Annotated in this window: 20 protein-coding genes and 1 other RNA gene; 15 read left to right on the top strand and 6 right to left on the bottom strand. The window is 63.8% G+C overall.

Annotation, left to right across the window (positions count from 1 at the left end; translation table 11 throughout):
• The first annotated feature begins 2 nt into the window (after positions 1-2).
• From ribD to GEV02_RS29855, 4 genes are all read left to right on the top strand, one after another.
• Positions 3-1,100, top strand: a complete 1,098-nt coding sequence (gene ribD / locus GEV02_RS29870) for a bifunctional diaminohydroxyphosphoribosylaminopyrimidine deaminase/5-amino-6-(5-phosphoribosylamino)uracil reductase RibD (protein ID WP_328595953.1) — start codon at positions 3-5, stop codon at positions 1,098-1,100.
• A 10-nt stretch (positions 1,101-1,110) separates the two neighbouring features.
• On the top strand, positions 1,111-1,746 hold the full coding sequence (locus GEV02_RS29865; protein ID WP_152841457.1) for a riboflavin synthase: 636 nt from the start codon (positions 1,111-1,113) through the stop codon (positions 1,744-1,746).
• A gap of 92 nt (positions 1,747-1,838) precedes the next feature.
• Positions 1,839-2,423, top strand: coding sequence for a TetR/AcrR family transcriptional regulator (locus GEV02_RS29860; protein ID WP_152841456.1), 585 nt, complete (start codon positions 1,839-1,841; stop codon positions 2,421-2,423).
• Between the two features lie 88 nt (positions 2,424-2,511).
• Positions 2,512-3,285, top strand: coding sequence for an SDR family NAD(P)-dependent oxidoreductase (locus GEV02_RS29855; protein ID WP_152841455.1), 774 nt, complete (start codon positions 2,512-2,514; stop codon positions 3,283-3,285).
• Here GEV02_RS29855 and GEV02_RS29850 read toward each other — a convergent pair.
• Entirely contained in the window at positions 3,282-3,575 is a 294-nt protein-coding gene (locus GEV02_RS29850) for a hypothetical protein (protein ID WP_152841454.1), read from the bottom strand. The genes GEV02_RS29855 and GEV02_RS29850 overlap by 4 nt on opposite strands.
• A gap of 50 nt (positions 3,576-3,625) precedes the next feature.
• The gene (locus GEV02_RS29845; protein WP_152841453.1) at positions 3,626-4,021 is read right to left on the bottom strand and encodes a c-type cytochrome; all 396 of its coding nucleotides are present in this window, start codon (positions 4,019-4,021) and stop codon (positions 3,626-3,628) included.
• Between the two features lie 220 nt (positions 4,022-4,241).
• On the opposite strand from GEV02_RS29845, the gene ribBA reads away from it, so the two are divergent.
• From ribBA to GEV02_RS29820, 5 genes are all read left to right on the top strand, one after another.
• A complete protein-coding gene (gene ribBA / locus GEV02_RS29840) occupies positions 4,242-5,351 on the top strand; it encodes a bifunctional 3,4-dihydroxy-2-butanone-4-phosphate synthase/GTP cyclohydrolase II (RefSeq protein WP_070272938.1) in 1,110 nt (369 codons plus the stop codon).
• A 26-nt stretch (positions 5,352-5,377) separates the two neighbouring features.
• On the top strand, positions 5,378-5,866 hold the full coding sequence (gene ribH / locus GEV02_RS29835; RefSeq protein ID WP_008446743.1) for a 6,7-dimethyl-8-ribityllumazine synthase: 489 nt from the start codon (positions 5,378-5,380) through the stop codon (positions 5,864-5,866).
• A gap of 84 nt (positions 5,867-5,950) precedes the next feature.
• Positions 5,951-6,421 (top strand): transcription antitermination factor NusB, encoded by a 471-nt coding sequence (nusB, locus tag GEV02_RS29830; RefSeq protein ID WP_008446744.1) that lies wholly within the window; start codon positions 5,951-5,953, stop codon positions 6,419-6,421.
• Positions 6,422-6,516: 95 nt separating this feature from the next.
• On the top strand, positions 6,517-7,218 hold the full coding sequence (locus GEV02_RS29825; protein WP_235923057.1) for a hypothetical protein: 702 nt from the start codon (positions 6,517-6,519) through the stop codon (positions 7,216-7,218).
• Between the two features lie 89 nt (positions 7,219-7,307).
• On the top strand, positions 7,308-7,973 hold the full coding sequence (locus GEV02_RS29820) for a hypothetical protein (RefSeq protein ID WP_152841452.1): 666 nt from the start codon (positions 7,308-7,310) through the stop codon (positions 7,971-7,973).
• A gap of 57 nt (positions 7,974-8,030) precedes the next feature.
• Here GEV02_RS29820 and GEV02_RS29815 read toward each other — a convergent pair whose 3' ends face one another.
• Positions 8,031-8,879, bottom strand: a complete 849-nt coding sequence (locus GEV02_RS29815; RefSeq protein ID WP_051077233.1) for a lytic transglycosylase domain-containing protein — start codon at positions 8,877-8,879, stop codon at positions 8,031-8,033.
• 537 nt (positions 8,880-9,416) lie between these two features.
• Between GEV02_RS29815 and ubiD the strand changes: the two genes are divergently transcribed.
• Positions 9,417-10,901 carry a 4-hydroxy-3-polyprenylbenzoate decarboxylase gene (gene ubiD / locus GEV02_RS29810; protein ID WP_152841451.1) on the top strand — a complete coding sequence of 495 codons (1,485 nt, stop codon included), beginning with the start codon at positions 9,417-9,419 and terminating at the stop codon, positions 10,899-10,901.
• A gap of 15 nt (positions 10,902-10,916) precedes the next feature.
• An RNA gene (gene ffs / locus GEV02_RS29805) (signal recognition particle sRNA small type) lies at positions 10,917-11,015 on the top strand.
• A gap of 52 nt (positions 11,016-11,067) precedes the next feature.
• On the opposite strand, the gene GEV02_RS29800 is transcribed toward ffs, so the two are convergent.
• A complete protein-coding gene (locus GEV02_RS29800) occupies positions 11,068-11,721 on the bottom strand; it encodes a DUF2987 domain-containing protein (protein ID WP_235923055.1) in 654 nt (217 codons plus the stop codon).
• A gap of 163 nt (positions 11,722-11,884) precedes the next feature.
• Between GEV02_RS29800 and dnaX the strand changes: the two genes are divergently transcribed.
• The 4 genes from dnaX to GEV02_RS29780 are packed head-to-tail and all read left to right on the top strand — an operon-like array spanning position 11,885 to position 16,707.
• Positions 11,885-14,515: a DNA polymerase III subunit gamma/tau gene (gene dnaX / locus GEV02_RS29795; RefSeq protein ID WP_152841450.1), complete on the top strand. Its 2,631-nt coding sequence runs from the start codon at positions 11,885-11,887 to the stop codon at positions 14,513-14,515.
• 37 nt (positions 14,516-14,552) lie between these two features.
• Complete coding sequence (locus GEV02_RS29790; protein ID WP_152841449.1) at positions 14,553-14,879, top strand: YbaB/EbfC family nucleoid-associated protein; 327 nt, start codon at positions 14,553-14,555, stop codon at positions 14,877-14,879.
• Between the two features lie 23 nt (positions 14,880-14,902).
• The gene (gene recR, locus GEV02_RS29785) at positions 14,903-15,493 is read left to right on the top strand and encodes a recombination mediator RecR (protein ID WP_008446752.1); all 591 of its coding nucleotides are present in this window, start codon (positions 14,903-14,905) and stop codon (positions 15,491-15,493) included.
• Positions 15,490-16,707 (top strand): CaiB/BaiF CoA transferase family protein, encoded by a 1,218-nt coding sequence (locus GEV02_RS29780; RefSeq protein WP_152841448.1) that lies wholly within the window; start codon positions 15,490-15,492, stop codon positions 16,705-16,707. Before recR ends, GEV02_RS29780 begins: the two co-directional genes overlap by 4 nt.
• A gap of 7 nt (positions 16,708-16,714) precedes the next feature.
• Here GEV02_RS29780 and GEV02_RS29775 read toward each other — a convergent pair whose 3' ends face one another.
• Both GEV02_RS29775 and GEV02_RS29770 read right to left on the bottom strand, forming a co-directional pair.
• Positions 16,715-18,904: a putative bifunctional diguanylate cyclase/phosphodiesterase gene (locus tag GEV02_RS29775; protein ID WP_152841447.1), complete on the bottom strand. Its 2,190-nt coding sequence runs from the start codon at positions 18,902-18,904 to the stop codon at positions 16,715-16,717.
• Position 18,905: 1 nt separating this feature from the next.
• A partial coding sequence (locus tag GEV02_RS29770; RefSeq protein ID WP_152841446.1) for a response regulator occupies positions 18,906-19,793 on the bottom strand: 888 nt, incomplete at its 5' end.

Below are 19,793 nucleotides of genomic sequence, written 5' to 3'. Positions count from 1 at the left end.
ACGTGAACATCAGCAACGATCTCGAAGGCATGACGCTGGCGCTGGAATGGGCCGCGAAAGGGTTGTACACGACTTCGCCGAATCCGCACATCGGCTGCGTGATCGTGCGCGACGGCCAGGTGATCGGCGCCGGCGTCACGCAGCAGGCCGGCAGCGACCACGCGGAAATCCAGGCGCTGAAGGATGCGCAGGCGCGCGGCCATGATGTGCGCGGCGCTACCGCCTACGTCACGCTGGAACCGTGCAACCACCACGGCCGCACGCCGCCATGCTCGGATGCGCTGGTGCGCGCGGGCCTGGGCCGCGTGGTGGCGGCGATGGAAGATCCGAATCCGCTGGTGGCGGGGCAGGGCATGGCCAAGCTGGCCGCCGCCGGCATCGAGATCAGCACGGGCCTGCTGGCCGATCAGGCTTATGAACTGAACATCGGCTTCTTCTCGCGCATGACGCGCGGCCTGCCGTGGGTGCGGATGAAGTCCGCGGCCAGCCTGGACGGCATGACGGCGCTGCACAACGGCGTCAGCCAGTGGATCACCGGGCCGGAAGCCCGCGCCGACGGCCATGCGTGGCGCGCCCGCGCCTGCGCCATCCTGACCGGCATCGGCACCGTCAAGGCCGACGATCCGCAGTTGAACGTCCGCGCGGTGGAGACGCCGCGCCAGCCGCGCCGCATCGTGGTCGACAGCAAGCTCGACATCGATCCATCCGCCAAGGTCTTGCAGGGCGGCGGGACGTGGATCGCGGCGGCGGTGAGCGATCCCCAAAAGGAAGCGGCGCTGCGCGCTGTCGGCGCCGAAATCATCCTGCTGCCCAATGCCTCCGGCAAGGTCGATCTGCCCGAGCTGATGCGCGAGCTGGGCCGGCGCCAGATCAACGAACTGCATGTCGAAGCGGGCGGCAAACTGAACGGCTCGCTGATCCGCGAGGGCTGCGTGGACGAATTGCTGGTCTATCTGGCGCCGACGCTGCTGGGCGATGCGCAGGGCATGTTCGCCTTGCCGGCGCTGACCGACCTGGCGCACAAGCAGCTTTTGAAATTTCACGAGGTTAAGCAGATCGGCGAAGATTTGCGTATCCTTGCACGATTCACTCATCAATAAGAGCACTCACATGTTTACTGGAATTGTCGCCGCTATCGGCAAAATTGAATCCGTCAAGCCACTCGAAGGCGGCTCGTTCGCGGGCGTGCGCCTGAACATCCACGCCGGCGGCCTGCCGCTGGCCGACGTCGCGCTGGGCGACTCGATCGCCATCAACGGCGCCTGCATGACCGTGGTGGAAAAGGACGACAGCAGCTTCCGCGTCGATGTCTCGCGCGAAAGCCTGAACTGCACCGTCGGCCTCGACACGCTGACCGAAGTGAACCTGGAAAAAGCGCTGACGCTCAATGAGCGCCTGGGCGGCCATCTGGTATCCGGCCACGTGGACGGCCTGGGCGTGGTGCGCAAGTTCGAGGCTGTGGGGGAATCGTGGGAGCTGGTGATCGAAGCGCCGCATGACCTGGCCAAGTTCCTGGCCTTCAAGGGCTCCATCGTCGTCAACGGCGTATCGCTGACGGTGAACCGCGTGACCGACATCGGCACGGGCAAGGATCTGGTTTGCCAGTTCTCGATCAACCTGATCCCGCACACCATCGCCATGACCACGCTCAAGCATCTGGAAGTCGGCAAGCAGGTCAACCTGGAGATCGATCTGATCGCCCGCTACGTCGAGCGCATGGTGTCGGTCGGCGCCGCAGGAAAATAAGCTTTGCGACGCCCGGTGCGCCGGGCGTTGACAGCATTCCGAATCTTGCTTAGTATATCTACCAACTAGTCGGTTATTAGCGAGTTGAGCAGATGAAGCATTTTTCCGAGATTTCCGAGTCCGCGCTGCGGGTGGTCGATGCCGCCGAGGGCTTGATACAGCAGCGAGGCTACAACGGCTTTTCCTACGATGATGTGGCCAAGCTGGTCGGCATCAAGAAGCCCAGCATCCATCACCACTTCGCGACCAAGGGCGACCTGGCGGCGACGGTGGCGCAGCGCTACACGCACCGATTCCGCGAGCAGTTGCTGCGCATCGAGGGCCACCACGCCAAGGCTGCCGACCGCCTGGCCGCGTATGCGGCGCTGTTTGAAAACACCTATGCCATCGATCAGCGCCTGTGCGTCTGCGGCATGCTGGGGGCGGAGGTGAATTCGCTGCCTGCCGGCGTCACGCATGAGGTGAGCCGCTTCTTCGAGGTCAACACCGATTGGCTGGCGACCGTGATCGCCGACGGCCAGCGCGCGCAGCAATTGCGTCCGCTGCCGGAGGCGAGGGCGCTGGCGGAAACCTTTCTGGCGGCGCTGGAAGGCGCGATGATCGTCTCCCGTTCGTCGGGCAGCGCGCGTGGGCCGGCCGGGGTGGCGCACACTTTTCTATTGTCTTTGCTGGCCTGACGGGCTGGCCTTGTTCCGTGCCGGCGGCTGCCGGCATATTTTTAAGTAGTTTAACCTACCAACTAGTTGGTAAACATCGGAGTCAGTTATGCTTGCATTCAGTGGTAAAAAATTATTGGTCGTCGGCGGCACCAGTGGCATGGGTCTGGAAACCGCGCGCATGGTGCTGCAGCAGGGCGGCAGCGTGGTGATCGTCGGCCAGCGCCGGGACAAGACCGAGGCGGCGCGCGCGTCGCTGGCGCAACTGGGGCAGGTCGCCGCGTTGACGGCCGATCTCGGCGGCGCGCAAGGCGTGCAGCAACTGCTGCAAGCCATCGATGCCGACCACCGGGATATCGACCTGCTGGTGAATGCGGCCGGCGTGTTCTTCCCCAAGCCGTTCCTTGAACATGTGGAGGCGGACTATGACCAGTATCAGGCGCTGAACAAGGCTTTCTTCTTCATCACGCAGAAGGTGGCGGCCAACTTGGCGGCGGCAGGCCGTCCAGGCGCCATCGTCAATATCGGCTCGATGTGGGGCAGGCAGGCGATTGCGGCGACGCCTTCGTCGGCTTACTCGATGGCCAAAGCCGGCTTGCATGCACTGACGCAGCATGTGGCGATGGAACTCGCCGCCAGTCGGATACGCGTCAACGCGGTAGCGCCGGCCGTGGTGGAGACGCCGATCTACGAAGGCTTCATTCCGAAGGCGGAGGTGCATGGCGCGCTGCAGGGCTTCAACAGCTTCCATCCGATCGGCCGGGTCGGCACGCCGCGCGACGTGGCGGAGGCGATCTTGTTCCTGCTGTCGGACAAGGCTGCGTGGGTGACGGGCGCGGTGTGGGACGTGGACGGCGGTGTCATGGCCGGCCGCAACGCCTAAAAACCGGTTGCAAGCAAGGCCGGGTTGCGGATACGGCCTTCGTCTACCATTTGGCAGCAGACGGCCAAAGCGTTTTGGCTGGCGTCGGTCGAGGTTGCAAATTCTGTTACGACGGTGCTGGAGTCAATTCGGCTGAGTTGCCGATACAGCTCCCAGCGGCCCTGCCATTTATCTTGTTCATTTTGACTGCTGAAGGAGCGGATTTCAAACGATTTATAGCTGATGTGATAATTGTTCATGAGATACATTGTTGGATTTGCAAGCCTCATTCTAGCCGTTTGTATCGCCATGTATCAGAGTCCAAGCGGTAAATTTTATTACAGATGGGTAATATTTCTGTCTAGCGTACGCCGGCGACCTGGGGCGCGGATAGCGTTTTCAGGTAGGCGATCAGGGCGGCGCGCTCCTCCTGAGCGGTGACTTTGAAGTCCATGTTCTGCCCGGGGAGGAATTGTTCGGGGTCGGTCAGCCAGCGGTCCAGAGCGGCCGCATCCCAGCGCTCCTTGACCTGGCGCAGCGCCGGGGAGTAATCGTAGCCTTTGACGCTGCCGATGCGGCGGCCAACCACGCCTCGGTGCATGGGGCCGGTTTCGTTGCTGTCGATGGCGTGGCATTCCGCGCAACGCTGCTGCCAAAGCTTTTGTCCCTCGGCGATCTGCCGGTCCGGCTCGGCACGGGCCATGGCGCACAGCAGCGTCAGGGACAGCAGGGCCAGCAGGCGGGTGGTGGGTAGCATCGCATTCCTCGTCAAATAGTTATTCTTATTGCTTGTACGCAACAGTGCGGCGATCGGATTCAAATATTTTTTCAATGCAATCGCCGGAATGTTGATAAGAAATTCACGGGACGGGCTGCGATGCCAGCCATTTGGCGGATAAAAGCGGCGTTTTACGGTGGGACGGGCGTAAATCCTTTAAAATAGCGCCCTGTTCTAGCTCCGCTACAAAGGATTAAAAATGTCAATTTCCAGCACCGAAGAAATCGTCGCCGAATTGCGCGCTGGCCGCATGGTGATCCTGGTCGATGAAGAAGACCGGGAAAACGAAGGCGACTTGGTGCTCGCGGCGGACTTTGTGACGCCTGAAGCCATTAACTTCATGGTCAAGCATGCGCGCGGCCTGGTCTGCCTGACCCTGACCGAAGAGCGCTGCGACCAGCTGAACCTGTCGATGATGTCGGCCCGTAACGGCACCGCCTTCGGCACCAATTTCACCGTGTCGATTGAAGCGGCCGAGGGCGTGACCACCGGCATTTCGGCGGCCGACCGCGCCAAGACCATCCAGGTCGCCGTCGCCAAGGATACCCAGCCGTCGGACATCGTCCAGCCCGGCCACATCTTCCCGCTGAAGGCGCAAAAGGGCGGCGTACTGATGCGCGCAGGCCATACCGAAGCCGGTTGCGACCTGACCGCGATGGCCGGCCTGACGCCCGCCTCGGTGATCTGCGAGATCATGAAGGACGACGGCACCATGGCGCGCCTGCCGGACCTGCTGGAATTCGCCAAGGAACACGGCCTGAAGATCGGCACCATCGCCGACCTGATCCACTACCGCAGCCGCAACGAGTCGCTGGTTGAGAAGATCGGCGAGCGTCCGCTGAAGACCGCCCAGGGCGACTTCCGCATGATCGCCTTCCGCGACAAGCCGAGCGGCTCGGCCCACCTGGCGCTGGTACACGGCGATATCGAGAAGAGCAAGGAAACCCTGGTGCGCGTGCATCAGCCGGTGTCCATCCTCGACATCCTGGAATCGGAAGCGACCACCCACTCGTGGAACCTGTCGTCGTCGCTGGCGGCGGTCAAGGCATCCGAGCGCGGCGTGATCGTGCTGCTCAACTGCGAAGAAACGGCGGAGCAGTTCTTCGCCCAGTTCGACGCGCTGGGCAAGCCGGAAACCAAACCGAAAGGCCGCGCCGCCAGCATGGACCTGCGCAGCTACGGTATCGGCGCCCAGATCCTGCGCGAAGTCGGCGTCTGCAAGATGCAGCTGCTGGCCAGCCCGCGCAAGATGCCGTCGATGACGGGCTTCGATCTGGAAGTGACCGGCTACATGGCCAAACCACACTAATTCAACCAACACACAAGAGGCACTCCATGACTGTAGGAAGCTACGAAACCAATTTGTCCGGCGACGGCCTGCGCATCGGCATCGTTCAAGCCCGTTTTAACGAAGACGTCTGCCACGGCCTGCTGTCGGCCTGTCTGGCCGAACTGAAGCACCTGGGCGTGGCCGATGAAGACGTGCTGCACGTGACCGTGCCAGGCGCACTGGAAGTGCCGCTGGTGCTGCAGAAGATGGCCGAGTCGCAGCAGTTCGATGCGCTGGTCGCACTGGGCGCAGTGATCCGTGGCGAAACCTACCACTTCGAGCTGGTATCGAACGAATCCGGTGCCGGCATCACCCGCATCGGCCTGGATTATGGTATTCCTATCGCTAACGCCATCCTGACCACCGAGAACGACGAGCAAGCCGAAGTCCGCATGGCCGAAAAAGGCGCCGATGCGGCGCGCGTGGCGGTGGAAATGGCCAATCTGACCATCGCCCTGGAAGAGTTGAACCAGGACCAAGGCGACGACGAGTAAGAACCAGTAGGAAACGGCGCAGTGTGCCGGTATGCGCCGGCGCACTGAGCCGGATTTTGTAAGTATTTAAGAACAGGTATAACCATGACAGATAAAATTTTGCACGCCAACCCCAGCAAGAACCGCACGCCGCGCCATCGTGCGCGCGAGTTTGCGTTGCAGGGTTTGTATCAGTGGCTGCTGAACAATGAAGACGCATCCACCGTGGTGAACAACATCCGCGCCGCGCACGGCTTCGACAAGGCCGACGGCGACCACTTCACTGTGCTGCTGTACGGCGCGATCAAGGATTCGGTAGCGCTGCGCGAAAGCTTCGCGCCGCTGGTCGACCGTGGCGTGGGCGAGCTGTCGCCGATCGAGCACGCGGTGCTGCTGATCGGTGCGTTCGAGCTGAAGAACAACCTGGAAATCCCTTACCGCGTCGTCATCAACGAAGCGGTCGAGCTGACCAAGTCGTTCGGCGGTATCGATGGCCACAAATACGTCAACGGCGTGCTGGACAAGCTGGCCGCCCGTGTCCGCCCGGACGAAGTCGCTGCCGACAAAAAACGCTAAGCAGCGTTCGGTACTGTGCAAAGCCACCCAAGGTATCTTGTGGTGGCTTTTTTTATTTGGGGTTTGACGGGGAGGGGACTGCGCCGCAGAATCCATTGATTTTAAATCAATGTCGAGGGCGCATCATCGAACTGCATTCCCTGAGCGCGGCGCGGACTTGGCGCCGCCGTGGCTGGCTGGCGCTGATCGCCGGGCTGCATCTGCTGGCCTTCCTGTGCTGGCGCGCGCCTGAGCGGCCCATGGCGGCCGCTGCGGGGCGCCACGAAGCCATCACTTATATTCTGGCGCCCGCGAAGCGGCCGGCGCCGATCCAGGCGCCTCGTTCTGCGTCCGCACCGCGCATGACGCTGCGGACGCCCATGCTGCAGCCGGTGCAGTCAGTGCAGCCCGCTGCGCCGCCGGCCCCGCAGGCGATCACGCAGACCTTGCCGCCGCCGGATCCGTTCGCGCTGCCGGCCGCCAAGCCGGTCGAGGATTTGCGGCAACGCGCGCTCCAGAGCGCCGCTGCCGCCGACCGGCAATTGCGCAAGGAAGCCTGGCATCCCGACGCGAAGAAGACCGCCAACGACGCCACGCCGCTGAGCGCGGCCGTGGCCAGCGCCTACGTCGGCAACGACCAGGGCTTTACCACGGAAAACCTGACCACGCCGGACGGGCGCACGATGACCAAGGTGCGCACGCTGGGCGGCAGCGTCTACTGCGGCACCAAGCAGGCCAACAACAGCGCCGCGATCGATCCCTTCCGGGATGGCGTCAAAACCTTTGTCGGCACCTGCCCGAAATCGTTTGGCAAATAGATGGCCGCATATTTGACGGCAAGAGGGCCAAGCCCCATCATCGGTTGTTTTTAAATTAACTGCGAAAGCCTGTTATCGAACTGCATACCTTGAACGCGGCGCCGGCCTGGCGTCGTCGTGGCTGGCTGGCGCTGATCGGCGGCGTCCATGTGCTGGGGTTTATCTGCTGGCGCTCGCCTGAGCGGCTGCATCCTGCTGCACCTTTGGCGCCGCAGCCGGGCATCACCTACATCCTGCCGGCGTTTGTGCCGCCGCCTGAGCGGCCGAAGCCGCTGCCCAGGCTAGCCCAGCCCGTTCGTGAGCCCCAGGCTCCGCGCATGACGCTGGCGCCCACGGCGCCGCAAGCTGCGCCACCTGCGGCCGAGCCTCCAGCGCCGCAGGCGATCACCCAGACCGCGCCACCGCCGGACCCGTTCGCGCTGCCGCCTGCCAAACCGTCCGACGATCTGCTGCAGCGCTCGCTCAAGAGCGCCGCAGCCGCCGACCGGCAGTTGCGCAAGGAAGCCTGGAATCCGCGCGACAAGAAGATCGCCAACGACACCACCATGCTGGCCGATAAGTTGGGAAGTGCCTATGTCGGCAGGGAAGGCACGACCCAGGAGAGCATCACGCTGGACGACGGCCGCGTGATGACCAAGATCCGCATGGCGAACGGCAGCACGTTCTGCGCGGTCAAGGAGTCGAACGGCGTGACCGGCGGCCGCGATCCCTTCCGCGACGGTATCAAGACCAAGATCACCTCCTGCTCGCGCTGATTGCTGCGGACGTAAAAAAGCCACCTCGCAAGGTGGCTTAGTGTCTGTGCTACGAAATCAGAGACCGGCGATCTGGGTGCCGCTGACCGATTTGTCTACCGCCGCGACCGGCGGGGTAGGCTTGGCTGGCGCTGCCGCCATCATCGGGGTAATGGTCGGGACCTTCTTGCCTGCGGATACCTGCTTCAGGCGCTGGTACTCGGCCAGCACTTTCGAACCGTAGCCATCGTCATGTTCGAACGCCGCGGCGCCGACATAGATCTTCAGGCCGGCTTCGACCGAACCGCCACGGGTGACGTAGTCCTTCAGGATCAGCGAGCCGACACGGATGTTGGCCACCGGGTTCAGCGCTGCTTGCAGGCCGCCCATTTCCTGGAATTTATCGTGGTGCACCTTCGACATGACCTGCATCAGGCCTTGCGCGCCGACCGGGCTTTCCGCGAACGGATTCAGGCCCGATTCAATCGCCATCACTGCCAGGATCAGCAGCGGATCAAGCTTGATCTCGCGTGCCGTCAGGTAGGCGGTGGACACCAGCATGTTGGCGGCGTCGCCCGCTACGCGGTAACGCTTGGACAGCCAGGAAGTAACCCATTGTTGCTGCTTCTGCGTGCCCAGCAGGGCTTTTTCTTCGGCGGTCAGCGGTGCGGTGCTGGCGGCCGGGGTGGAGGACGGCGTTTCCATCAGGGCCGACAGCGGCGGCGCCACGACGGCAACAGCTTCGACTTCCGGTTCGTGGTTCAGGCTGTTGCTCAGTGCCTTGGCCAGGTCGGGACGGACAAACAGTACTGCCATTACTACTAAAGCGGTCACACCCAGAATGGTCAGAGTGTGTTGGGCGGTGGTCAGCACGCCTTTTGCCGAAACGCGAGTCGTGGAAAACCACGCTGCTGGCTGGCGAGCCATGGTACGGGCAAACTGCGTTGCGCCGGTGATGCGATTGATCATATAGTTCCCCTGAAATGTCCGTAAAAGCGGGTCCCCGCCAGCGTTGAACGCAGCTAACCGGGTGCTAATGCCGTGCATCAGAAATTTCTCATCGTCCGCCGCCGCTGGGAGCGCGCGTTGGACGCCGTCATTGCTTGCTAGAGCTGATGTTTCCCTGTGGTATTCGATCAGTCGCAATACAACTTCTTTCGGGGGTAAGGCAGACGCCTTTTGAAAACACTCCTTAAAATGTCATGTGGAGCCCCGACTCCGTGAATGAATGAGCAACACATTTATGTGGACCGCGTTCCGGGTTCAACCCGTGCTGGACCGTGTTCTCTTCAAGTAGGGCAAATTGTAGAAGCCGTTTTATATCAAGTCAATACTAACGCAATTGAAAGCTATAACTTTTAAATCTTACTTTTTTGCTTGTATTGCGGCTAAAACCAATAAAATCAACTACTTGACCTGTCTTTTTAAACAGTATGCTGCGTTGTAAGAAAAAATTAAAAAACGATGAAATATTCTGATTTGCGAGATTTTATTTCTCAACTGCAACGGATGGGCGAACTTAAGCCCATTTTGGTGCCCGTTTCACCATATTTGGAGATGACTGAGGTTTGCGACCGCACTTTGCGGGCCGGCGGACCGGCTTTGCTGTTCCAGAATCCGACCGGACACAGCATGCCGGTGCTGGGCAATCTGTTCGGCACGGAACGCCGCGTCGCGCTCGGCATGGGAGCGGACAGCGTCAGCGAACTGCGCAAGATCGGCCATGTGCTGGCCCGCCTGAAAGAGCCGGAACCGCCGAAGGGCTTCAAGGACTTGATGGGCATGGGCTCGCTGGTCAAAGCCGTGTGGGACATGGCGCCGAAGGAGTTGCGCGGTGCGCCGTGCCAGGAAATCGTGTGGGAGGGCGCCGACGTCGATTTGTCGAAATTGCCGATCCAGCACTGCTGGCCTGGCGACGTCGCGCCTTTGATTACCTGGGGCCTGGTGATTACCAAGGGTCCTAATAAGAAGCGCCAGAACCTGGGCATCTACCGCCAGCAGGTGCTGGGGCCGAACAAGGTCATCATGCGCTGGCTGGCGCACCGTGGCGGCGCGCTGGACTTCCGCGAGCACGCCATACAGAGCAAGGGCCAGCCTTATCCGATCTGCGTCGCGCTGGGTGCCGATCCCGCTACTATATTAGGTGCGGTGACGCCGGTGCCGGACAGCCTGTCCGAATACCAGTTCGCCGGCCTGCTGCGCGGCAGCCGCAGCGAGCTGGTCAAGGCTATCGGCAGCGAGCTGCGCGTGCCGGCGTCGGCGGAGATTGTGCTGGAAGGCCATATCTATCCTGATGAAAACCATCCGAGCGGCTACGAGCACGCGCTGGAAGGCCCGTACGGCGACCACACCGGTTACTACAACGAGCAGGACTCGTTCCCGGTGTTCACCATCGACCGCATCACGATGCGCCGCGACCCGATCTATCACTCAACCTACACCGGCAAGCCACCCGACGAACCGGCGATCCTGGGCCTGGCGCTGAACGAGGTGTTCGTGCCGCTGTTGCAAAAGCAGTTTTCGGAGATTACCGACTTCCACCTGCCGGCCGAAGGCTGCAGCTACCGCATGGCGGTGGTGCAGATCAAGAAGCAGTACGCCGGCCACGCCAAGCGCGTGATGTTCGGCGTGTGGAGTTTCCTGCGCCAGTTCATGTACACCAAGTTCATCGTGGTGGTGGACGAGGACGTGAACATCCGCGATTGGAACGAGGTGATCTGGGCGATCACCACGCGCGTCGATCCGACCCGCGACACCACGCTGGTCGACAACACTCCCATCGATTACCTGGACTTCGCCTCGCCGGTGAGCGGCCTGGGCAGCAAGATGGGCATCGACGCCACCAACAAGTGGCCGGGCGAAACCACGCGCGAGTGGGGCACAGTAATCAGCATGTCGCCGGACGTGAAGGCACGGGTGGATCAGATTTGGCAGGAGTTGGGGCTGTAGGTTATAATTGATCCCGGCGGGCCCCTGCGCATTGTGGCATGGCTAACCTGGTCAGGTCGGGAACGAAGCAGCCACGGCTATTAACCATAAGTGCCGCAGATCAGGCTCGCCTCCTTCGGGAAAATGAAAAAGCTGCCAAGGGCAGCTTTTTTTATTTACTCATCCTTTACTCGTCATCCAGCAGCGCTTCCAGCGGCCGCTCCGACGCCACCAGCAGCGGATTCTCTTTCAGCCATGCGGATTCAGGCGTCAGCTTGATCTGGTTCTTCGCGTCCGTGTGGTAGACGTTGGCGCCCAGCTTGAGCTCAGCCGGCTTGGCAAACTTGAACAGCACCGACTTGACGCTAGGCGCGAACATGCTGAACGCGCCAGCCATTTTCTTGATGGCGTTGTTGGTCTGGCCGACCGCGCCCATCACCTGCGCATATTGCCACTGCGTGCCCTCGGGCAGCACCGCCGTCACTTCATAGTTCATCGCGGATTTTTCACCCTTCGGCAGGCTGGTCATGATCTTGGTGTCGTCCGTCATCCACTTGGCGTTCGGCACGAGGGTCAGGCGATAGTCGGGAGAGAGCGGCGTCAGCAGCGAGCGTTCGCTGCCGTGCACCACGGTCAGCACCACGTCGGCCGGCTGGTACTTGGTGTTCTTGGGCTTGACGGTGACGAACAGCTTGATCTTGTCGCGTTCGGCTGGCGGAATGGCGTAGTACTTGTCGAGGCGCAGTTCTTCAACCAGCTTCTTATATGGCACCCATTCGCGTTCGTCTGCGTGGGCGGCGAGGGACAGCAACAGCAACGGCAGCAAGACAAGTTTCATCATATGTTTCCATGTTAAAAGGAAAACAAATTGTAAGACGCTTATGCCTGATTACCAAATCTGCTCATGCCTTGTTACAATTGCCGTTTTGGCGACCCTGACGCCGCAGATACTAGGCGGAGCAGGATAGGCCCTTTGCACCCGCTATCTACGGTAAAATCCCAGCATGTCCTATCAAGTCCTCGCCCGTAAATACCGCCCCAAGAATTTCGAAACGCTCGTCGGCCAGGAGCACGTCGTGCGCGCGCTGACGCACGCCTTGCACAGCGGCCGCCTGCACCATGCCTATCTGTTCACCGGAACGCGCGGGGTCGGCAAGACCACTTTGTCGCGCATCCTGGCCAAGTCGCTCAACTGCGTGGGCCCGGACGGCAATGGCGGCATCACGCCGACGCCGTGCGGCGTGTGCGAAGCGTGTACCGCGATCGACGCGGGCCGCTTTGTCGACTACATCGAGATGGATGCGGCGTCGAACCGCGGCGTCGACGAGATGGCGCAGCTGCTGGAGCAGGCGGTGTACGCGCCGAGCAATGCGCGCTTCAAGGTCTATATGATCGATGAGGTGCACATGCTGACCAACCACGCCTTCAACTCGATGCTGAAGACGCTGGAGGAACCGCCGGAGCACGTCAAGTTCATCCTGGCGACCACCGATCCGCAGAAGATACCGGTGACGGTGCTGTCGCGCTGCCTGCAGTTCAATCTGAAGCAGATGCCGCCGGGGCACATCATCGGCCATCTGGACAATATCCTGGGACAGGAGGGCATCAGCTTCGAGGCGCCTGCCCTGCGTCTGCTGGCCGCCGGCGCGCATGGTTCGATGCGCGATGCGCTGTCGCTGACCGACCAGGCGATCGCCTACGCCGCCGGTGCGGTGACGCTGGATGCGGTGCAGGGCATGCTTGGCGCGCTGGACCAGTCGTATCTGATCCGCCTGCTCGATGCGCTGGCTGCGCAGGATGGCGCGGATCTGCTGGCCGTGGCCGATGAGATGGCGACGCGCAGTCTGTCGTACAACGGCGCCTTGCAGGATCTGGGTACCTTGCTGCACCGGATCGCGCTGGCGCAGACGGTGCCGGCAGCGTTGCCGGAAGACTTGCCTGAGCATGCGGATATCGTGCGTCTGGCCGCCGCCTTCGATGCGGAAGAGGTGCAGCTGTATTATCAGATCGCGGTGCATGGCAGGAATGAATTGGGGCTGGCGCCGGATGAATATGCTGGCTTCTCGATGACCTTGTTGCGCATGCTGGCCTTTCGGCCCGGCGTAGGCGGGGCGGAGGGACAGCCTGCGGCCGCGCCGGCCATGTCGCGCTCGGGCGCGGTGGCGGCGGCACGGGCTGCTGCGGCGCCACCTGCGCGGGCGGCGGCGCATATGCAGGCTAGTCATGCCAGCGTGACGCCGGCTGCGGTGGTCGCCGGTGCGGCGGCTGCGATGGCGCGCAACGAGGCGTCGGCGCCTGCTCCGGCGGCGTTCGCGGCTCCGGCTGCTGCTACCCCGTCGGCCAGTGCGATGCCGCCTGCAATGAGCACGCCAGCGGCGCCGTCGGCGATGCCTGTGCATGCGGCGCCGGCGGCGTCCGCGCCCGCCGCGCCTGCGCCGGTTGCTGCTGCCGCTGCACCAGCAGGGCCGATCAGTCCGGCACGCGCTGCAATCAATGCGGCGCTGGAAGCAGCACGCGCGGCATCCAAGCCTGGCGCGCGTTCGTCGTCGGCCAGCACCGCGCCGGCCGCTGCGGCGCCGGCTGCCGCGCCATCGGCCCCAGCCGCATTCGCGCCAAGCGCGCCTCCTGGCTCAGCGCCAGCGGCGCCAGACAGTTCGGCGCAGTCATCCGGTTTCGGCGCGGGAGCGGCTTCGCAACCGCAGGCGCCAAGCGCTGCTTACACGCCTCCTGCGGCATCTGGCGCTGGTTACGCTCAGCCTGCCGCGCCGAGCGCGCCGGCTGCTGTCTCGCCATCGCGCCCTGCGCCTTGGGAAGACATGCCGCCGACGACGGCCATGGGCGGCGATACGCAAGCTGCCGTGCTGGAAGCGCCGGTCCGCCAGGTCGCGCCGCAGCAGGTGGCGCCGCAAGCCGCGCCCGCTTCCAAGCCTGCTCCCCAGCAGGCCGACGAAGAGGATGACCTACCACCCTGGGTCACTGAATTTTCGGACGACAGCGCGGTAGCGCAATCCGCGCCCGCACCGGCTTACGCACCGTCGCGTTCGCACGCGCCATCGCCAGGGCAGCAGTACGCGCCACAGGCCGCACAGCAGCCGTCGCAGCACCAGGCGCCGCCGCCGCTGGCCTACGCGGATGAAGCGCAAGCCGTCGTCATGCCGGCCCGCGCCGCGCCTGCGCCGGCCAAGGCGCCGCACGCCTACGTCATCACACCGGTGCCGGAACTGAACTGGGACGGCAACTGGCCCGCCGTGGCCGCCGCCTTGCCACTGCGCGGCGTGGCCCAGCAGCTGGCCATGCAGGCCGAACTTATCGAATGCAGCATCGACGGCAACGCGGTCGTGTTCAAGGTCCGCGTGCCGATCGAAACCTGGCGCACGCCGGGCAACGTGGAAAAGCTCACCGTCGCGCTGACCGAACGCTTCGGCCGCGCGGTGCGCGTGGAGACCGAACTGGGCGCCGTCTGGTACACCGCCAGCGCCGAAGCCCAGGCGTATCGCGAAGCCTGCCAGCGCGCCGCCGAGGAAACCGTCGCCAACGATCCCTTTGTGAACAGCCTGATACGCGAGTTCGACGCCTGGGTGGTGCCGGGCTCCATCACGCCGCCGCCCGCCGTCGCGGCTGCGGCAGCCAACTGATCATATCCTTAACTTTCAATACACGGAGAATTCCATCATGATGAAGAACCAACTGGCCGGCTTGATGAAACAAGCGCAAGCAATGCAGGACAACATGAAGAAGGCGCAGGACGCGCTGGCCCTGATCGAAGTCGAAGGCCAGTCCGGCGCCGGCCTGGTCAAGGTCGTGATGACCTGCAAGAACGACGTCAAGCGCGTATCGATCGACCCGTCGCTGCTGGCCGACGACAAGGACATGCTGGAAGACCTGGTCGCCGCCGCCTTCAACGACGCCGTGCGCAAAGCCGAAGCCACCTCCGCTGAAAAGATGGGCGGCCTGACCTCCGGCATGAATCTGCCGGCCGGCTTCAAGATGCCTTTCTAAGGGCAGCTGCCGCTTAGCACTCCATGTCCAAATCGCTGGAATTTCTGACGGAAGCGTTACGCCGTCTGCCTGGTGTCGGCCCCAAGTCGGCGCAACGGATGGCGTTTCACTTGCTGCAGCATGACCGCGAAGGCGCGGACATGTTGTCGCGCGCATTGCACCAGGCGGTCAACGCCGTGCACCACTGCGCGCTGTGCAATACCTTCACCGAAGAAGACGTCTGCGACACCTGCAACGACGAGCAGCGCGACCGCCGCCTGCTGTGCGTGGTGGAGACGCCGGCCGACCAGCTGATGATCGAGCAGACGCTGACCTACAAGGGCCTGTACTTCGTGCTGATGGGACGGCTGTCGCCGCTGGACGGCATCGGTCCCAAGGACATCCATCTGGAAAAACTGGTGGCGCGCGCCACCGACGGCCTGGTCACGGAAGTGGTGCTGGCCACCAATTTCACCAACGAGGGCGAAGCCACCGCGCACTACATCAGCGAGATGCTGAAGGCGCGCGGCCTGCGAGTGAGCCGGCTGGCGCGCGGCGTGCCCGTTGGCGGCGAACTGGAGTACGTGGACGCGGGCACCATCGCCCGCGCCATGCTGGACCGAAGGGCGACATGACGACTACGAACACCGCTGGCCCGCTCGCCGGCATCAAGGTACTGGAACTGGGCACGCTGATCGCGGGCCCTTTTTGTGCGCGCATGCTGGGCGAGTTCGGCGCCGAGGTCATCAAGATCGAGTCGCCCGACGGCGGCGATCCGATCCGCAAATGGCGGGTGCTGAAGGACGGCACCTCGCTGTGGTGGTCGGTCCAGTCGCGCAATAAAAAATCGCTGACGCTGAACATGAAGCACGCGCGCGGCCGCGCCATCGCGCGCCAGCTGGCGCTGGAGGCGGACATCATCATCGAGAACTACCGCCCCGGCGTGCTGGAGAAGTGGGATCTCGGCTACGAGCAATTGAAGGCCATCAATCCCGCCACCATCATGGTGCGCCTGTCGGGCTTCGGCCAGACCGGGCCGATGAAGGACTTGCCCGGCTTCGGCGCCATCGGCGAATCGATGGGCGGGCTGCGCTACGTGTCCGGCCACGCGGACCGGCCGCCGGTGCGGGTCGGCGTGTCGATCGGCGATTCGGTGGCGGCGCTGCACGGCGCGATCGGCGCGATGATGGCGCTGCGCCACCGAGACGCCACCGGCGGCAAGCTCCAGGGCGAGGGCCAGATGGTCGACGTGGCCTTGTACGAATCCGTGTTCAACCTGATGGAGTCGCTGGTGCCGGAGTTCGACCACGCGGGCGTGGTGCGCGAGCGCACCGGCGGCGCGCTGCCGGGCATCGTGCCGTCCAACACCTACACCACCCGGGATGGCGAGAACATCGTCATCGCCGGCAATGGCGACGCGATCTTCAAGCGGCTGATGCTGGCCATGGGCCGCATCGACCTGGCCGGCGATCCCCAGCTGGAACGCAACGATGGCCGCGTGCAGCGCACGCAGGAAATCGACGATGCGATCCAGGCCTGGTGCGATACGCAGGACATCGACAGCGCGCTGGCCGTGTTGAAGGCGGCCGATGTGCCGGCCGGGAAAATCTATTCGGTGCGCGACATGATGGTCGACCCGCAATTCCTGGCGCGCGGCATGTTCGAGCAGCACCAGTTCGCCGACGGCACGCCGGTCAAGCTGCCGGCGATCTCGCCCAAGCTGTCGGCCACGCCCGGCCACACCAAGTGGCTGGGACCGGCGCTGGGCGAGCACAACGACGAGATCCTGCAGTCGCTGGGCTACAGCGCCGCCGACATCGCCGCGATGAAGGAAGACGGCGCGCTCTAGGCCGGCTTTAGATCTGGGCGGAGTTCATCGAGCGGCCGGTGTCGCCGCTCATGACGCCGTTCAGCGCGAACTGCTGGCCCAGCATCAGGTTGATCGATTCCGGCGGCGACGGGTGGCCCAGGTAGTAACCCTGCGCCATGTCGCAGCCGAACTGTTCCAGCAGCACCAGCTGGGCGCCAGTCTCCACGCCTTCCGCCACCACCGCCATCTTCAAGCCATGCGCCATGGCGATGATGGCGCGCGTGATGGCGGCGTTTTCCGAATCCTGCGGCAGGCCGCTGATGAAGCTGCGGTCTATCTTCAAGGCCCGGACGTCGAAGCGCTTGAGGTAGTTCATCGACGAGTAGCCGGTGCCGAAATCGTCGATCGACAGGTAGACGCCGATGCCGCGCAACTGCTCCAGCGTGACCATGGTGGCGCGGGCGTCGTCCATCAGCGTGCCTTCGGTCAGTTCCAGTTCCAGCAGCTCGGCCGGCAGGCCGGTCTCGTGCAGCGTGGACAGCACAATCTGCGTCAGGTTCTCATCCTTGAACTGTTTGGCCGACAAGTTGACCGCCACCCGCAACGGATGCCGGCCCGGCGCCTGCCAGGCCATCGCCTGCTGGCAGGCGGTGCGCAGCACCCATTCGCCGATCGGCATGATCAGACCGGTCTCCTCGGCCAGCGGAATGAACTCGGTTGGCGATATGATGCCGCGCTCCGGGTGGCGCCAGCGCACCAGCGCCTCGACGCCGACGATCTGCGCGCTGGAGACATCGATCTGCGGCTGGTACAGCAGGTACAGCTCGTCGTTCTGCAAGGCCTTGCGCAGGCCGACTTCGAGCTTGACGTGGCTCATGATCTGCATCGTCAGCGACGAGCTGTACAGTTTGGCGTTGTTCTTGCCGCAGTTCTTGGCGTGGTACATCGCCGTGTCCGCGTACTTGAGCAGGGAGCTGCAATCCTCGCCGTCCTCGGGGTACAGCGAGATGCCGATGCTGGCGGTGACGAAGATTTCGTGCGTGTCCAGCAGGAAGGGGCGGCGCATCGCTTCCTTGACGCGGTGGGCGACGTTGAGGGCGTTCTCCACCCGCTCAAGGTCGGGAATCAGGATGGTGAATTCGTCGCCGCCCAGGCGCGCCAGGTTGTTGCTGCCGACTTCGGTGCGCGACACCAGGTCGCTGGGCCGCGTGGTCTCGCGCAGGCGCTCGGAGACGGCCTTGAGCAGGTGGTCGCCGACATCGTGGCCCAGCGTGTCGTTGATGCGCTTGAAGGCGTCCAGGTCCATGAACAGCACGGCGAATTTCTTGTTGCCCTTGCGCGAGCGCACCAGCTCGGCCTCCAGCGTTTCCAGGAAGGCTTGGCGGTTGGGAATGCCGGTCAGGCTGTCGCAGTAAGCCAGGCGGCGTATCTGTTCCTCGGTGCGCTTGCGTTCGCTGATGTCGCGCACCAGGCCCAGCACCTCGTCGGGGCCGGTGGCCACCAGCCGCGCCTCGAAATGGCGCACCGGCGCCGGCACCGCGTGCTCGCCCTGACGCACGCGCGCGGCCGCGCCGGCGATGGGCAGCTCGTAGTCGAGCGAGCGGATGTGCTGGGTGTCGAGCACGGTCTGCACCTGTTCCAGCATGTGCTGGGCGATGTCGTCCGGCAGCACCTGGTTCAGGTGGCGGCCGACGCACTGGTCGCTGGCGAACACGCTGCTCGCTTCGTGGCCCTGTTCGTAGTCGAGGTAGTAGCCGTCCTTGTTCATGCGGAAGAAGGTGTCGGGGATGGCCGCCAGCACGGCGCGGTGATGGGCGTCGGCGATGCGCAGGCGGGTGATGGCGTCGCTGGCGCGCAGCACGTACAGCACGCGGTGGCCGAGGATGGGCCAGTTGATCGGCTTGGAGACGAAATCGGTGGCGCCGGCCTCGTAGGCCAGCGTCACGGATTCGAGCTCGTCGCCGCCGGTCACCATGATGATGGGCACGGTGGACTGGGTTTCCATGCGGCGGATTGCGCGGCACACGGCAAAGCCGTCCATGCCGGGCATGTCGACATCGAGCAGCAGCAGGTCCGGCGTCATGCGCTCGAAGCAGGCCACGGCTTGCAGGCCGTCTTCGGCCTCGACCGCGTCCAGGCCGACCTGGGCCAGCATTTCCAGCATCAGCAGGCGCATCACGGGATCGTCGTCGGCGACCAGGACCAGGCCGCGCTTGGGGGAGGTGGGCGTCGCCATGTCATATTTCCTTTTCCAGGATAGCTCCCAACGCCTGCCGCACGGCCTGGAAAGATCGTTCCATTTCAGCCAGCAGGGGGGCGGCGCCGGCGGTGGTGTCGTTGCGTCCCAGTTGCTCCATTTCCTTGCTGTGCTGCGCCAGCGCGGTCGCACCGACGTTGGCGCTGCTCGATTTGAGGCTGTGGGCTGCCTTGCGCAGCTGCACGGTATTGCCGGTGGCAATAGCCTGTTGCAGCGCGCGCAGGTGGCTGGGGGTGTCGTCGACATAGGCTTGCAGCACGCGCTCCAGCAGCGCGTCGCCGTTGCTGGCGCTCAGGGCGCGGATGTTGTCGAGCGCCTGGCGGTTGATCTCGCCGCCGAACGCGGTGGCGGCGGCGGGCTCATGCGCGGGCGATTCGGGCGTTTCCGGCGCGGCTGCTTCCTGTGTTGCCGGCACGCGCGGCAGACTGATCCAGCGGGCAATGGTCTGCCCCAGCGCCTGCTGCGTGAAGGGCTTGCTCAGGTAGTCGTCCATGCCGGCGGCCAGGCAGGATTCGCGGTCGCCCTGCAGCGCGTTGGCGGTGATGGCGATGATGGGCAGGTTGCGCGCGCGGCCGCGCTGCTGTTCGTGGCGGCGGATTTCCGTCGTTGCGGCGAAGCCGTCCATGACCGGCATCTGGCAATCCATCAGGATCAGGTCGAATTCGCCGGCCTGCACCGAATGCAGCGCTTCCTCGCCGTTGCAGGCGCGGCTTACTTCCAGCCCCAATCCTTCCAGCATGGCGCTGGCCACTTCGACGTTGACCGGGTTGTCTTCCGCCAGCAGCACCTTGCGCCGCTTGCGCGCGCGCGGGGCTGGCGTGGGGCCGGGGCTGAGCGCGGACAGCGGCGGGGCGACCGGGGCGGCGGC

This window comes from Rugamonas aquatica (genome assembly GCF_009380215.1).
In the GTDB taxonomy this organism is placed as follows: domain Bacteria; phylum Pseudomonadota; class Gammaproteobacteria; order Burkholderiales; family Burkholderiaceae_D; genus Rugamonas; species Rugamonas aquatica_B.
Note: the sequence above shows the minus strand (reverse complement) of the source record. Positions and strands in the feature narration are given on the sequence as shown.